General features: G+C 61.3%; 13 protein-coding genes. 7 read left to right on the forward strand and 6 right to left on the reverse strand.

Annotated features, from left to right (window positions below):
• Window positions 1-184 precede the first annotated feature (184 nt).
• The 5 genes from ACIGKQ_RS24635 to ACIGKQ_RS24655 all read right to left on the reverse strand — a co-directional run bounded on the left by ACIGKQ_RS24635 (window position 185) and on the right by ACIGKQ_RS24655 (window position 6,194).
• Window positions 185-2,065 (reverse strand): propionyl-CoA synthetase, encoded by a 1,881-nt coding sequence (locus tag ACIGKQ_RS24635; protein WP_396575120.1) that lies wholly within the window; start codon window positions 2,063-2,065, stop codon window positions 185-187.
• A gap of 171 nt (window positions 2,066-2,236) precedes the next feature.
• Window positions 2,237-2,536: an EthD family reductase gene (locus ACIGKQ_RS24640; protein ID WP_396575132.1), complete on the reverse strand. Its 300-nt coding sequence runs from the start codon at window positions 2,534-2,536 to the stop codon at window positions 2,237-2,239.
• A gap of 82 nt (window positions 2,537-2,618) precedes the next feature.
• Window positions 2,619-3,680, reverse strand: a complete 1,062-nt coding sequence (locus ACIGKQ_RS24645; RefSeq protein WP_396575121.1) for an alpha/beta fold hydrolase — start codon at window positions 3,678-3,680, stop codon at window positions 2,619-2,621.
• A 31-nt stretch (window positions 3,681-3,711) separates the two neighbouring features.
• On the reverse strand, window positions 3,712-5,364 hold the full coding sequence (locus ACIGKQ_RS24650; protein ID WP_396575122.1) for a flavin-containing monooxygenase: 1,653 nt from the start codon (window positions 5,362-5,364) through the stop codon (window positions 3,712-3,714).
• 68 nt (window positions 5,365-5,432) lie between these two features.
• Window positions 5,433-6,194 (reverse strand): SDR family NAD(P)-dependent oxidoreductase, encoded by a 762-nt coding sequence (locus ACIGKQ_RS24655; RefSeq protein ID WP_396575123.1) that lies wholly within the window; start codon window positions 6,192-6,194, stop codon window positions 5,433-5,435.
• 264 nt (window positions 6,195-6,458) lie between these two features.
• On the opposite strand from ACIGKQ_RS24655, the gene ACIGKQ_RS24660 reads away from it, so the two are divergent.
• From ACIGKQ_RS24660 to ACIGKQ_RS24675, 4 genes are all read left to right on the forward strand, one after another.
• Window positions 6,459-8,363 (forward strand): sigma-54-dependent Fis family transcriptional regulator, encoded by a 1,905-nt coding sequence (locus ACIGKQ_RS24660; protein ID WP_396575124.1) that lies wholly within the window; start codon window positions 6,459-6,461, stop codon window positions 8,361-8,363.
• A 533-nt stretch (window positions 8,364-8,896) separates the two neighbouring features.
• The gene (locus ACIGKQ_RS24665; protein WP_396575125.1) at window positions 8,897-10,030 is read left to right on the forward strand and encodes a tyrosine-type recombinase/integrase; all 1,134 of its coding nucleotides are present in this window, start codon (window positions 8,897-8,899) and stop codon (window positions 10,028-10,030) included.
• Window positions 10,027-10,392, forward strand: coding sequence for a helix-turn-helix domain-containing protein (locus ACIGKQ_RS24670; protein ID WP_396575126.1), 366 nt, complete (start codon window positions 10,027-10,029; stop codon window positions 10,390-10,392). The genes ACIGKQ_RS24665 and ACIGKQ_RS24670 overlap by 4 nt, the downstream gene beginning before the upstream one ends.
• 301 nt (window positions 10,393-10,693) lie before the next feature.
• On the forward strand, window positions 10,694-11,428 hold the full coding sequence (locus ACIGKQ_RS24675; protein ID WP_396575127.1) for a hypothetical protein: 735 nt from the start codon (window positions 10,694-10,696) through the stop codon (window positions 11,426-11,428).
• Between the two features lie 37 nt (window positions 11,429-11,465).
• Here the strand turns inward: ACIGKQ_RS24675 and ACIGKQ_RS24680 are convergent, their stop codons facing one another.
• A complete protein-coding gene (locus tag ACIGKQ_RS24680; RefSeq protein WP_396575128.1) occupies window positions 11,466-11,642 on the reverse strand; it encodes a hypothetical protein in 177 nt (58 codons plus the stop codon).
• Window positions 11,643-12,490: 848 nt separating this feature from the next.
• Between ACIGKQ_RS24680 and ACIGKQ_RS24685 the strand changes: the two genes are divergently transcribed.
• From ACIGKQ_RS24685 to ACIGKQ_RS24695, 3 genes are all read left to right on the forward strand, one after another.
• A complete protein-coding gene (locus ACIGKQ_RS24685) occupies window positions 12,491-13,447 on the forward strand; it encodes a hypothetical protein (RefSeq protein WP_396575129.1) in 957 nt (318 codons plus the stop codon).
• Window positions 13,448-14,165: 718 nt separating this feature from the next.
• A complete protein-coding gene (locus tag ACIGKQ_RS24690) occupies window positions 14,166-14,699 on the forward strand; it encodes a hypothetical protein (RefSeq protein ID WP_396575130.1) in 534 nt (177 codons plus the stop codon).
• A gap of 625 nt (window positions 14,700-15,324) precedes the next feature.
• On the forward strand, window positions 15,325-15,506 hold a 182-nt coding region (locus ACIGKQ_RS24695), incomplete at its 3' end, for a helix-turn-helix domain-containing protein (RefSeq protein ID WP_396575131.1).

Genomic DNA, 15,506 nt, shown 5'->3' on the forward strand with positions numbered 1-15,506 from the left:
ACGCGCCGGTGGTCCCATAACTGGCAATCCAGGTGGTCCCATCCCCATGGCAAACAATCAGCCCAGGGTGGTCCCTTCACGGTGGCAAATGACAACACACTTCGCCGGCATCGACCCTGCGAGGGCGGCGGGACTATCGCTTGGTGGGGTAGCGACCGGACACCCCCGTTGTCGGTGATAGCCGTCAGTCGCCACGCAGCAACGGTCGGAGCGCCTCAAGTACAGCGGGATCCTCAATGGTCGAGGGGACGGGTTCGTTGCGGTGATCGGCGATGGCCCGCATCGATCTGCGCAGGATTTTGCCGGACCGCGTTTTCGGTAGTGCCTCTACGATCGTGACCTGCCGGAATGCTGCGACGGCCCCGATGTCTCGACGCATCGCGGCGATCAGTTCGTCCTGCAGGGTGTCGAGGGTGATGTCGATGCCGTCTTTTAGGACCACGAAGCCGCGTGGCAGCTGACCTTTGAGCGGGTCGGAGATACCGATGACAGCGCACTCGGCCACCGCGGGATGCGATGCCAGCACGGCCTCCATCGCGCCTGGGGAGAGTCGGTGTCCGGCAACGTTGATCACGTCGTCGGTGCGTCCCATCACGAACAGGTAGCCGTCGGCGTCGAGGTATCCGCCATCGCCGGTGAGGTAGTAGCCGGGGAACCGGGTCAGGTATGAGTCGACGTATCGGTCGTCGTCGTTCCAGAGGGTGGGGAGCGTACCCGGCGGCAGAGGCAGTTTCACGCAAACCGCGCCCTCTTGCCCCGGCTCCACCTCGGTGCCGTCCTCGTCCAGGATCTGCACGTCGTAGCCGGGCACTGGCACCGATGGGGAACCCGCTTTGATGGGCATCGGATCCAGGCCACGCAAGTTCGCCGCGATCGGCCACCCGGTCTCGGTTTGCCACCAGTGATCTATCACCGGTACGCCCAGCGTGGACGTGGCCCACTGGTAGGTGTCGGGGTCGAGCCGCTCACCGGCGAGGAACAACGACCGGAGGCTCGACAGATCGTAGTTGGCCATCTCGGCTGCGGTCGGATCCACTTTTCGGATGGCACGCAGTGCGGTCGGGGCAGTGAAGAGGGCGTTGACTCTGTAGTCGGCGATGACTCGCCAGAATGCGCCGCTGTCCGGGGTGCCGACCGGTTTGCCCTCGTAGAGCACCGTCGTCGCACCTACCAGCAGCGGTGCGTACACGATGTAGGAGTGGCCGACCACCCACCCCACATCCGATGCGGTGAACCAGACATCGCCGGCCCGGATGTTGTAGATGTTGCGCATCGACCAGGCCAGCGCGACGGCATGGCCGCCGTTGTCTCGAACGACTCCCTTGGGTTTGCCGGTGGTGCCGGAGGTGTAGAGAACATACAGGGGATCGGTGGCGGGGATATCCACACAGTCGGTCGGTTCGCTGCGGGCCATCAGCTGGTCCCAGTCGACGTCTCGTTCGGTCATGGTCGCCGGGGCTTGTTCGCGCTGGAACACCACGACATGTTGCGGTGGGGTCGCCACAGATGCGATCGCCTCGTCGACAATCGGTTTGTACGCCACCATCCGCGTCGGCTCGATACCGCATGAGGCGCACACCAGTACGGTCGGCTTGGCGTCGGCGATCCGCGCAGCCAACTCTTTGGCGCCGAATCCGCCGAACACCACCGAATGCACCGCCCCGAGTCGCGCGCAGGCCAGCATGGCGATGGCCACCTGCGGCACCATCGGCATGTAGATGACCACCCGGTCACCCTTGCTGACTCCCAGTGATGCCAGTGCCCCGGCGAAACGGGCTACCTCGATCGTCAACTCGGCGTAGGTGTACTGCTTCTGGGCACCGGTGACCGGGGAGTGGTAGATCAGTGCCGGCTGATCGCCGCGTCCGGCCTCGACGTGACGGTCCAGCGCGTTGTAGCAGGTGTTGAGGACCCCGTCGGGGAACCACCGGTAGAACGGGGGGTGGGTGTCATCGAGCGCCCGGCGAGGGGGGTGAATCCAGTCGATCGCGGTTGCGGCGTCGAGCCAGAAGCGGTGTCGGTCGGACAGGCTTGCCGCATAGGTATCAGCGTAGGTGGGACCCATTGCGGGCACCTCTTTCAATGTCTGCACGGCGAGAGCCGAGGGGCGACGCGCCATGGGAGCAGCGATGCGCACCGGCGGTGTGGTGGAGCCCGCCGAGGTGTGGTGTGAACGCCCCGTGCCCTCAGGCCGTGCGGGGGTGCACGGTCTGAGGGGGGTGGAGCGATGTCCGGGTCAGGCCGCAGGGATGAAGTCGTCGGTGACGAACAGCGTCGCCCCACCCGTCGCAAAGTTGCCGATGTCGGCGGCAGCAGCCTGACCCTCGGGCGAGGCGAGTCCTTCATCGAGGGCGTCGCGGGAATCGAAACTCAAAACGGCCACCAGATAGTAGGGGGGTTTTGCCGCGTCGAGGGTGCTGACCTTCCCGGCGTGCCACGTACGCACCCCCGGAATTTTGTCGGCCAGCGGTCGATGGGTGGTGGTGTAATACTCGTCGAAATCGGCCGGTTCGGTGGGATGGCCGTAACAAACCATCAGATGATGCGCTGACACTGAGATTCTCCTGAATGCGTTGGTGGACAGACGAATTGACGTCGCAGAACTGAACTGTGGGGGATCAGATCTCGGTATCGAGCAGATCCCCGAGATGCTGGTCGATCTGGGGCATGTAGGTCGGTGCCACACCGAATAGTCCCAGGTGGCCGAGGACGTCGTCGACGACGCGCAGCTCGCTGTTCTTGATCAGTTCCTGCTCCGGGCTGCAGTCCCGGACCGGAAACAGCTGGTCCTCGTTGATCGGGATGACGAACGTCTTGGCGGTGATCCGCCCGAGGGCGGCCGCCAGGTCGCCGCCGGTGTGGCGGGCGACGTCGCCGCGCTGCCACGCCCACGACTGGGTGAGCAGTGCATTGGGATCCATGGCGGTGAAGTAGGGCTCGAGGAAACCCGCCAGGAACGCCTCCTTCGAGTCGAACTCCAAGGCCCGGTACACCTCCTGCTTCCAGAACTCGGTGGAGAATCCGACGACGGCCCAGATGTGGGCGTGCCGGACGAGACCGTCGACGACGTCGGCGTTCGAGGCGTAGTCGCCGTCGCTGAAGCCTGGGTCGGAGGTGAGTGCTTCGCGCAACGCTTGCGCGATCAGGTAGTCGCCCGGGGTGTTCTGCGCCGTTCCGGCGATCGGTGCTGCACGCAGTACCTTGTCGGGGAAGCGAACCGCCCATTCGTAGGTTTGCTGGGCACCCATCGAGCCGCCCACGACGAGGGCGAGTGTCTCGATTCCGTAGTGCTCGCGCAGCAGCCGCTCTTGTGCCACGACGTTGTCCCCGATGCGCACATCCGGGAACCTCGGTCCCGCAAGCGCGGCATTCGCGCCGGTGGCGTTGTTGGGTGACGTCGACAGTCCGCTGCCGATCTGGTTGACGCAGATGATGAAGTACTTGTCCGGGTTCAGCGCGTGGTCTGCTCCGATGTACACGTCTCGCCAGATCTGATGGGTGCCCGAAAACCAGGTGGGGATCAGGATGGCGTTGTCCTTCGCCTCGTTGAGAGTGCCGAAGGTTGCGACGGCGAGCTCGCAGTCGGCAATGACACCCCCTTCTTCGAGGGCGAGCTGACCAATGCTGATGAGGTCGTAGTCACCGTGGAATTCGTGGCTGTAGAACGGATTTTCGGTCATGATCTGGTACTCCTTGATTTCGCTGGGACGCTCACGAGAAGGTGAAGTGTGGGTAGCTCGCGTCGGCCTCCTCGGTGCACCGGCGGCGGTATTCGCCGACGCCACCGATGTAGGACAGCACCCGGCCGGTGGGCTTGCCGGGTACGTTGGCGCCGTTGTACCAGGAGTTGGTCTTGGAGACGAGGGTGGCGTTGGCGACCTCGTCATGGTGGGCGACCCAATCGCGCTCGCCCTCCGCTGTCGGTTCGACGACGCTCACACCCTCCTTCTGCATGTGATCGACGAGTCCGGTGATCCATTCGGTCTGTTGCTGCAGGCAGGTGGTCATGTTGCACAGCGCCGCCGATGGGGCGAGCGGGATGCCGGTGGTCAGGAGGTTGGGGAAGCCCTCGATCATCAGACCCATGGTGCTGCGGATCTCCGTCGACCACTCCTCCGACAGCGACTTGCCGTCGCGGCCGCGGATGTCGATCCGGGTCAATGCTCCGGTGCCGGCGTCGAATCCGGTAGCCAGCACGATGACATCGAGCTCATAGAGCGTTCCGTCTTCGAGTTCCACGCCCTCGGGGACGATGCGCTTGATCGGGTTGTTCCGTACGCCGACCGCCTCGACGTTGTCTCGTTGGAATGCCTCGTAATAACCGTTCTCCAGCGGCACTCGGTGTGTACCGAAGCCATAGTCATCCTGCTGAGGCACCAGCAACTCGACAAGTTCCGGGTGATTCTCCAGCCGCGCAACAATCTTCTCGCGGACGAACGCGGAGATCTGATCGCTGACGTCCTGCTCGAAGAACATCTCACCGAACGAGGCGAGCCACAGCTTGAGCGAGCCGTCGGCGTAGATGTTCTCCAGCCGCGCGAGACGCTCCTCCGGGGTCGACGCGTGCCACTCGACCTCCCAGTCGTATTCGAACCCGGCGAACGTGTTCGGAATGACCTCGCGCAGTTCGTCGAAGCGGTCGTGATACCAGGCCTGCTCTTTCGGGCCGTAGTCCGGGTTCTTCATCGGCAGCGTGTACTGCGGGGTGCGGATGAAGACGGTGAGCTTCTCGACGATCGGCGCGACCGTCTGGATCACCTGGATACCGGTGGCGCCGGTGCCGATGACACCGACCCGCTTACCTTCCAGATCGGCTCCCTCAGCAGGCCAGCGTGAGGTGTGGAAGATCTCGCCCGTGAAGTCGTCCTGCCCCTCGAACATGCCGGTCAATGGGGCCGAGAGCATGCCGGCGCAGGTGACGACGTAGCGGGTGTCGATGACCTCACCGGTATCGGTCGTCACCGTCCATCGTGCCGTGTCCTCGTTGAAGACGGCACTGACGATCCGTGTGCTGAAGCTGAAATCCTTGCGTACGTCCAAGGTTTCGGTCACATAATGGAGCCACCTCTCGATCTCCGGTTGCCCAGGGAACTTCTGGCTCCAGCCCCAGTTCTTGTAGAGTTCCTCGTCGAAGATGTACTGGTAGATATAGCCTTCCGAGTCGAATCGGGCGCCGGGGTACCGATTCCAATACCACGTTCCGCCGACGTCGCTACCTGCCTCGTAGCCATGGACGTTCAAGCCCAGCTCGCGCAGTTGGTACACCTGATACAGTCCGGCCACGCCGGCGCCGATCACCAGGGCGTCGAGTGTCCGGGTGGCTTCGTTCGTGGATGTGCCGGGGTCGGCTTCGGCGATGGTCATGATGGAAACCTTTCTGTCGTACTTCGGATGTGGCGGGTGTTCGGTTGGGTCAAAGCTGTGGTGGGATCTCAGCGGGCGGTGTACCCACCGTCGATCACGAGTTCACTTCCGGTCATCCAACGTGCCTGATCGGAGGCGAGATAGACCACGGCCCAAGCGATATCGGCGGGGCTACCGGTGCCGAGCGGGTGTGCCGCCTCGAGGGCTTCGCGGGCGGTGTCGATCTCCATGCCGCTGTCCTCGACGTAGCGGTAGACCATGTCGGTGAAGATGAAGCCTGGGTGGATCGAGTTGACGCGGATGTTGTCGGGAGCATAGGTCAGGGCGTCGTTCTTACTCATCAGCCGCACCGCACCCTTGGAGGCGTGATAAGGCGGGATGTCGCCGCCGCCGACCAGCCCGTAGATGGACGAGATGTTGATGACACTGCCGCCACCGGCTGCCCGCAGGAACGGAATCGAATGTTTGGTGACCAGGAATACCGCGGTCGTGTTCACCGCCATCACCCGATTCCACTCGTCGAGGGAGAACGCGTCAGTGGGCTTGTTCGGCCCCTCGATGCCAGCGTTGTTGACGACGACGTCGATATGGCCGCAGGCCTGCGCCGCGGTCGCCAAGGTGTCGCGCACCGCGGACTCGTCAGTGACGTCGCAGGAGTACGACGCCTCCTGTCCAAGGGATTTCGCGACCACACTCACGGCGTCTCGATCGCGGTCGAGCAGGACCACTCGCGCCCCTTCGTCGACGCAGTGCTGGGCTATCGCCGAGCCCAACCCGCCGGCCGCGCCGGTGATCACAACGTTCTTGCCGTCCAGCCGTGTCACAGTCATCTGTCCCTTCCGCAAGCCCAGGCCCGAGTGCGTCCGATGAGGCACTCATGGGCCAAACACCATGTGATCGGTGTCACGGCAATGAGTCTGTCCCCGATACCACCCCGATGGCGTGTCCCAAGTTGACACAATTTGGATGTCGCCCACTCCGGCCAACGGCATCACCGTGACGGTCGGATTCCGGCCCCACGTGGCAACGCGCTGTCCCAATTTGGGACAGCGACGGGACTGTGCACGCCGCAGTACGTCGGGCACCATGGATATGTGTTCGAGGTCACAGGTGCGCAAGATGTGGAAAGCGCGGGGCGTAGGCATCCGCATGCCGTCGCGGCCGCGCGAGCTGACTTTCTGGAACACGGCCAGCGCGCAGCAGCAGGTGTGCCCGAGCTTCTCACCGCATCGTGGGAGCGGAGCAGGTCGGCTGGTGTCGATGTGGATCGCCCGGAATCCGACTACGTCGCCGACATCGACACCTCATCGCGGCTGGTGCGGTGCGCGCGTCCCGTGCTCGATCAATTGGGTGCCGACATCTCCGACATAGCCCTGGTCATCGCCCTGACCGACAACAAGGCGCGTATGATCGAACGCCTCGACATCTCGGTGGGGATGGGACGACTCGTGGATCGCGTCGAGTTCGCGCCGGGTTTCAGCTACGCCGAGGAGACGATGGGCACCAATGGCGTGGGGACTGTGATCGGGTCGGGGAAGGCTGTTTCGGTCGTCGGTGCGGAGCACTACGCCGAATCGCTGCAGCAATTCGCGTGCACCGCGGCGCCCGTCATCGATCCGATCACCGGTCGACTCGAAGGCGTCTTGGATGTGTCCACCGTGGCGCGGGCATGGAGTCCGCTGATGCATACCCTCGTCCGCGCCGCCGCCACAGACATCGGACGGAACCTTCTGCTGGATCGCAGCCAGGCGCAGCAGGTGCTCTTCAACACCTACCTACGGGCTGACGCGCGCTCGTCCAAGCGTGCGGTGTTCGGGTTCGCCGAGTCGGTGACGATGGCCAATGCCGCGGCACAGACGTTGTTCGACCACGACGAACAAGCCGCTATCCGTGACCATGCGGCGTTTCTGATGACCCGCCGTGACCGGGTGTCGGACACCTTCGCTCTGTCGTCCGGGCGCCACGTGCGGGTACGCGGAACGCGTATCGTCAGCGGGCAGATCGCGGCAGGAATCGTGGTGATCGCCGAGCCGATCCAGACACCGGCCGCGACAATTGCTGCCGACGGCGCGGTGAGCAGCTTCTCCGACAAAGTGCTTCCCGATGTGGCGGTGGCCAGCGCCAAGACCCAGACCCTCGTAACCACCATCCGGCGCGAACACCGGGCGGCGGCCGCCGGTGGCGCCTCACCGGCGTGCGTGCGGGCGTGCGGAGAACTGCGTGAATCGATGGCCGCATGTCTCCCCACGATTGTCTTCGGCGAGCCCGGGTCGGGTCGGTTCACACTCGTCCTCGAGCTGTTTCACGCCGATCACCCCCGCGCCCGCAGTCTGAGCATCGCCGCCCACGAACTCGACGAGGGAGTCGGGATTGACTTGGCCGCGCTGCGTGAACAGACACCGAGCGGTATGACCCTGGTCATCGTCCGCGACATCGATCAACTCGGCCCGGCCGGATCGGCCAACCTGTGCAGGTTGATGGACGCGGCGGAACTTGCCTCCACCCATGTCATGGTTGTCGCCACCGCCGCAGCCATCGAATCCGACGACAAGGATTCCGTCGTGGCTTCCGAACTGATGTCGTGCTTCAAGTCCTCGATCGCCCTGCCGCCGTTGCGTCATCGGACCGAAGACATCGAGTACATCCTCGACCGCATCATCGGGGATCTCGCGCCCCACCGGCATGTACGATTCTCGCCGGCGGCATTACGAACGATTGCGGCATTCGGGTGGCCAGGCAATATCGCTCAGCTACGCGACGCCGTCACAGAAGCTCTCAAGGCGCGTCCGGTGGGTGAGATCGGGGTCGACGACCTTCCCCGTTACTGCCTGACACAATCGAAGAGTTACAACCTTTCACCCATTCAGGTCGCTGAGCGTGATGCGATTATCGCGGCGTTGCAGGAGTATCAGGGCAACCGGGTGGCGGCTGCAGCGAGCGTGGGGATCTCACGAAGCAGCCTGTACCGAAAGATCAAAAGCTACGGCATCACCAGCTAGGGAATCACCGAAGGCGGCGCGCCCACCCCGTCATCCGAGCGGGGCTGTCAATCCGCTCGGGCGGTGCGGGCGCCGTCTACTTTCGGCGGCGTGAGTCACTCCGGATCAGAACCTGACCAGCGGCTTGATTACCCCGTCTTCCTTCGTCTGCATCAGCCGGAAGCCCTCGGCGACATCGGCGAAATCGAAGGCGTAGCGTTGTGGGCTGCGATTTAGCGGTTGAGTGCGTGTCCAGCGCCAGCGAGATGGGCCACCGCTGCCTCGGAAACGGCGTGCAGGCACGCAGTCATGGAGGTGGGTTCGAAGCGCACCTCCTGCGACCCGCCACAGGTTACCTGACATAATGTATCTTATCGGCTCTCAAAGGAGGCGAGTTCAAACAGATGAGAGAACTCGTCCTAGTGGATCTCGAGCAAAACTGCTGGCCGCTACCGCAGTCGAGTTCGTACGCCGCGGTGACCTGGTAACCCAACATGCAGATCAGCAGCGGTTTATGCAAACAGATGAGAGATTCTCGCGCTACACTTGCGTACATGCAGAGTGTTCCGGGTCGGCTACCAGACTTTCTGTCGAGCGGCGTCGTCGGTCTACTGCGGCCCGAGGACCGCGTTTTCGAGGCGATGCTGGATGGCTGGCGAGCGCAAATGCTGGCTCGTGGACTCGGTGTGCCATTCATCCAATCGTCGTGCAGCCTGGTGTCTCGCTTCCAAGAGCACTCCAACGAGTACCCGTGGGCCTGGCAGCCGGTCCACGTCGATGAGTTCCTGGCTGATCGACGAACCGGATCAAAAGCCGTCTCGGTGTCGACGCTGCGCGCGAACGCCGGCACGATCAGGGCCTTCTGCTATTACGTCACTGACGAAAGGTACGGGTGGGCTGCGTTCTGCAGCAACGCATTTGATGACGTTCCCGCCCAAGTCGTTTTCGAGTGGAACACCCCGCGTCACAAGACCGATGACGCCATACCGGCTGACCGGCGTAGCTTCACCCAAGCCGAGTTGCAGACGTTCTTCGATGTCTGCGACGACCTCGTCGACCGCGAGTTCGCCAAGGGATCGAAGCGCTGGCTCCCACTGATGCGAGACTCCACCGCGTTCAAGGTGTGCTATGCCTACGGTCTGCGGCGCAGAGAGCTTGCCATGCTCGACTACCACGACTTCGGCCCAAACCCGCACGTCGACAAGTACGGCAGCTATGGCGCTGTCCAGGTCCGCTATGCCAAAGGCATGTCGGGCTCAGGACCACGGCGACGCACTGTCCTTACCGTGCCCGAATTCGACTGGGTAGTCGACCTTCTCGACCATTGGCTCTCGCCACAAGGACGCGAGCAGTTCGCCACAGCCGACCGCTCGGCATCATTGTGGCCGTCCGAACGCGCCGGCGCCACGGGCATCCGCAACTTCAATCGCACGTTCACCACGGTCCGCGAACTCGCCGGACTGCCGGCAGAGTTGAAGATGCACTGCCTGCGCCACTCCTACGTCACTCACCTCCTGGAAGCCGGATACGACCCAATGTTCGTCCAGCAGCAAGTCGGTCACGCCTACTCATCCACCACCGCGCTCTACACCTCGGTCTCGGCAGACTTCAAACAAAAGGTCATCCAGCGGATGATCCAGCAACGAATCGTCACACGTGACGAAAGAAATGCTAGGAAAGACACGTGAGCGAGCAACGCCGAATCGGGTACCACTGGAATCTGCGCCAGCGGATGGCTGACCACAACCTTTGGAAGACAACCGAACTCATCCCGTTGCTGAAGTCACGCGGCATCAACCTCTCGAATGCACAGGTGCATCGATTGGTGACCGGTACGCCTGAGCGGATCCCTGCCCGCACCTTCGCGGCGCTGTGCGACATCCTCGACTGCACACCCAACGATCTGTTCGAACCGTACGTCGAGATACGCGCAGCGGCCACTGCCGACGCGCCGGCGAATCCGGCCGACCTCGGCCTCGGCGAGAAGCGCACCGTCGCCCGCCGCATCCGAGTCGTCCGCAGCGATGGTGACGATGGCACGACCACGTAAACCCGAAGACCCACAACGGTGGGAAGTCCCGTGCGACCGCTGCGGCGAGCACCGCGAATGTGTCGCCGCCTGGCAAGGCCTCGGGGTATGCGGATACTGCTACCAAGCAGCCAAACGAACCCGAGGAATATGCGCGTGCGGTCACGAGGGAGTCCTGCCGGGAATCATCAACGGCCAACCGGCGTGCCGCAAATGCGCGGGGATCAAACTCAACGTCGACTGCGGCGACTGCGGCGCCGAGGAAGAACTGTACGCCCAAGGCCGATGCTGGCGATGCGTCCTGGGAACGACTGTCGACCGGTTGCTGACCAATCCCGAGACTGGCGTCATCAACGAGGAGTTAAAACCCTTTGCAGCCGCACTTAAATCGATGAAACGAGCCAACAGCGGCCTGACCTGGATCAAACAGAAGCACGTCACGGCGTTCCTCACCGAACTAGCCCGCACGCCCCTCGTCACCCACGACGCGGTCGACGAACTCCCCCGATCACGCACCCGAGACTACGTTCGAGAACTCCTGATCACCCACCAGATCCTGCCGCCCAGAGACGGACTGCTCCACCGCTACATCGACTGGTCAGACGAAGCACTCGACCGGCTCGAATCGCCAGAACACCGCGACGTCGCCAACCGCTACATCCGCTGGCATCACCTACGGCAGATGCATTCCATGGAGTCGGTGACACACGGAACGTTCCTAAGATCCAAGCAAACCGTCACCGTCACAATCGAATTCCTGAACTGGCTTACCACCCGAGATACCTCGATCCGTGACTTGTCCCAATCCCATCTGGACGCATGGCAGGCCGAAGGACCGAGCACACGCGAGTTCGCCATCCGCTTCCTAGCATGGGCTATCAAGACCAAACTGGTCGCTGCGGACCTCACGATGACACCCCACCGGCGTGGTAGCCCGAAGATGAGCGTCGAGGACCAACAAGACGCCGTCGACGGCATTACATCGAATCAACTGGAGCTGAATCCGCGTGACAGAGCTGCAGCGATCTTAGTGCTCGTCTTCGGCCAGCAGATTTGACCGCGTCGTCAAACTCACTTGGGACCACGTCATAGTCTCAGATGACCTCGTGACCGTCACACTTGGCGACATCGCCATAGCCCTGCCAGTCCCGCTCGACGAGCCATTCCGCTACCTCGCCGGAGAACGCGACCTCGCGAATACCGCCGCGCACCCGGCCACTAATTGGGTATTCCGCGGCTACGTCCCAGGCCAACACATCAATCCGGCTCACCTACGGAACCGGCTGAAGGCGGCGTTCAGCACCCGCGCCGCTCGGCTTGGCACCCTCCATGAACTCACCAAACTTGCACCAGCAGCGATACTCGCCGACACTCTCGGCTACTCCCCCGCTACCATCGAACGGCATGCCGTGGCCTCTGCTGCGACCTGTGCTCGGTATGTATCAATAGTCGACGCAGGCGGCTAGTCTAGCGCAGCTCTCCCACCCCGGATTCCAATCTCTTGAGTGAAAGGTCGACTTTGGACATCGAGACCTCCCTAGGACGTGGGTATTTCCCAAAGGAAATTCCACCCTCGTTCTCACCGGCAAATTTCGCGAGTCGCGTGGGATCCATATCCAAAACCACTACACATGGCAAGAATTCCTGGACGGAGCCGGTTCGGTTTAGTATCGCTCGGGCCGGAGGCGTTCGGAGAACTATTGAAATTCCGAACCCGCATAGCCAGCGCCATATTGTCGAGCTTTGCTCTAAACACTGGGTAACATTGAGAAATCTAACGGCCAGGAGTCAGATATCGCTGACTAGGCCACTTCTAGGTAGTCGAGATCATGAGAGGTCGCTTCAATACCGAGTCCCACGGGGCCGCTGGAACAGGGAATTGATAGCGCGAATGCCGGCGGGAAGAGTGACACTAAAGACTGATATTAGTCAATTCTACTCGTCTATCTACACCCACGCAATAGATTGGAGTGTTCGCGGGCGAGGCGTCGCGAAAGCAAACATTCATGCGTCTGGACTTGGTCCCGATTTGGATAAACTGGTCCGCAACGCTCGGAATGGACAAACGATTGGATTATCAGTAGGGCCCGACACGTCGTGGTTGGCCTCGGAGGTGCTAATGGCGCGGATCGATACTGCGCTCGGTGCGAAGTTCCCGGAGGCAATTCGTCGCTCGGCCAGGATCTCGGATGATATGACAGTCTATGCGACTTCAACGGGCGAGGCCGAGGATCTGCTAGCTGAGTACCAGATGTTGTTACTTAGCTATGAACTCGCCTTGAACCCGACGAAGGTCAGGATTGAGGACGGACTACTATTCTCAGAGCCAGATTGGGTTAGAGCACTTCGTAATCACCGGTATCGAGACGACAGAGACTCGAGTATGGCGTCAGATATCGTAGATCTGTTTGATGTCGCGTTCAACCAAAGGCGGCTGAACCCTACTCAAGGCGTACTAAACTACGCCCTACTGCGATGCAACCCCTTCCCTGGCGGGAAGGAGAGCTGGCCGATATTTCGCGATCTCATACTTTCGTCCACGAGTATTGAGTCCAGCACTCTTCCTAATGTTTTTGCTGTGTTAGAATTCGCCTACCATCATGGTCTTCCACTTAACAAGGAGCGAGTTTCTGAAGTTCTGAATTCGATTCTATGCTTTCATGCCAGGCTTGGTCATGGATTCGAGACCAGTTGGATTCTGCACATTATCCGAAGCTTGAAAATGGAACTTTATACAGAAGCGGCACGCCTCGTCGCGGATATGGAGGACAACTGCACATTGATTCTTCTACGTGATATCGTAGACACCTCTAAGTCACTTCAGCGGAGTGTTTCATTCGATAAGGCCGTGCGACGGGCCGAGTGCGATGGCGCTCTTAGCAGCAAAGATTGGTTGCTGGCGTACGAGTTCCGTCACAATCGCTGGTGTCGCCCCAATAAATGGGACAATGAAAACTCATGGAAAGAGATGCACAAGCAGAAGATTGGTTTCTTTGTTCCGAGTGTGATTAATGGGAGGCGGCGGCTGAAACGTAGACGCCCAACTTATGTTTCTTCGTGGCTTTATGGACCCTAATACATAGGGACTGGTTGGATAGCAGTGGTATTCGTATGTCAGCCTGGCCTCGTTGAGTTGCCTTCCGCGTGATACCCGGCACTTTGGGGTGCGAAGATTGCCGTCTCGGTTGTCGTCCTAGCTGGCCCTGTGAGACGTTGATTGGGCCCCTATCCACTCGTCAACGTCAGCGAGTGCGCCCGCCCGCAGGCGGGTGGTGGTAACGATTCGAGATGCACTCCCGATGTCCTTCAGGGCTGTAACGATGCCAGTGCGCGGTGCAGCCATCAGCATCTGAAACCGGTAGTGTTTCACCGAAGTCGACCACAATGGACGCACTACCTCCGAGGAGACTGATATGAGCCCTAACAGTCTTCCTGAGTCATCCGAGCTGGATATCAGGGATTACCTCTACATCGATCGCACTCGGGTCGGAAGTTTGCTTGCTCAGCTCATAGATGGGCTCCCCGAGGAGCGAAGTGAGACAAAGACGCGTTCTCGCAGGATCGATTTGGGCCTTCGTCGAGTGGCGGCCGTCGGTAAGGACGTAGGTGAGAACAGCGCTCAGACGCTCGCTCTCGCTGACCTCCATGTGTCGCAACTTGAGGAGTCGGCAGAGGCGTTAGGCCTGCTTGCGGACGTGTCAGACAAAATGTCGGCACGTAAGTTCTGGCTCCGCGGGAAGGTGCGTGATCGAGCGCGGCCAGGAATGCTACTGCGCGTAACCGCGCCGACTCAGATGAGTGACATCGCGAGCATCGCAGGTGCGTTTCGCCGACTGAATGATGCGTTGTCAGACGAACCAGGCGAGCTAGAGCAGGTGCTTGACGCCCTAGAAGCGCTGTATGGGGACTCCATCACGGTGTCAGTCCGTACTGCTAACCCGGATGATTACGAAGTGGGCTTTGTCGGGGAAATTCCTCACGAGCATGAGTTCGGCCCTATGCGGCGCGAGCTACTCCTATCGCAGGTGGGCTCGGAACCCACTGAACTGACCACCCTCATGCAGGTAGCGGCGGTACCGACGGAACGTGAGAGGTTCACTCCTGAGCAGGTCATCGCGCAGATCAAGCCGCAGGTCGACCGGTTACTCCAAAGTGGAGACTCAGGAATTGATCGATCGGCTCTCGATGAGCTCACCGGCGCATTCGGCGGCATGTTGACGAGCACTGGGTTTGTCGCTGCACCAAGTTGGCCTGCGATAGGCGTGGTGCCGCTCGCGATCTACAGGGCCGTTGAACAAGTGCCTTGGACATCGATGCCACCCGTCTGACTAGGTCGGTCAGGAACCTTTCCGATGTGCTCTGGTTGCTGAAGTCGAACGCCGGTTGCTACTCGTCCTACTTCAACACGTCTCGTTACCAGTTGTAATCGACTGCTGCGGAGGCGGATTCGACAAAGTCAGATACTCCGGGTTTGCTTTGGATCGTTCTCATCCACCACCACACGAGAACGGTAGAGTGCGATTCTCAGATGTATTGCAGACGACGAGTGGGTGGTGGTCCCAGAAGACGACTACGAGCCGTTCGATGAGTCAATGGTGATCGAGTTCCAGTACCAGATGTCGATCAACCCGATCGACGGCCACACCACACACCCACACCCCCGGCGACCCTCCTATCGCTCTCGCTTCAGCGTGCGTGTTGACACGCGCTACATGGCGAACCAGCCAAATGGCGGTGCGAGAGGACAGAACTGCGTCGTTGTGGCGGTAGCGGAGTTCGCGGGGCTCGCTAAAGTGTGATCCGTGACACTTCAGAAAGTGACGGCGCTCATCGAAATTCCCCAGTGATGCTCATCTGAATTCCTCACCCGTGTGGCTCCGCCAGAGTAGGCGGGCCTCCCGTGATGCTGATGGTCTCTGACCACTCACCAGCAACCTCGGGAGGCCCGCTTTCATGTTGACACGGGAGAGCGATGTGGAAGTACATGCACTGCACAAACGGGGGTGGACGATCTCGGCGATCGCCCGCCACACCGGCCACGATAGGAAGACGATCCGGGCCTACCTCAATGGTGAGCGCACCCCGGGCGAACGTAAGAAACCGGCGGTGGATCCGTTCGAGCCGTTCCTGGACTA

This window comes from Gordonia sp. NPDC062954 (assembly GCF_044543825.1).
GTDB lineage: Bacteria > Actinomycetota > Actinomycetes > Mycobacteriales > Mycobacteriaceae > Gordonia > Gordonia tangerina.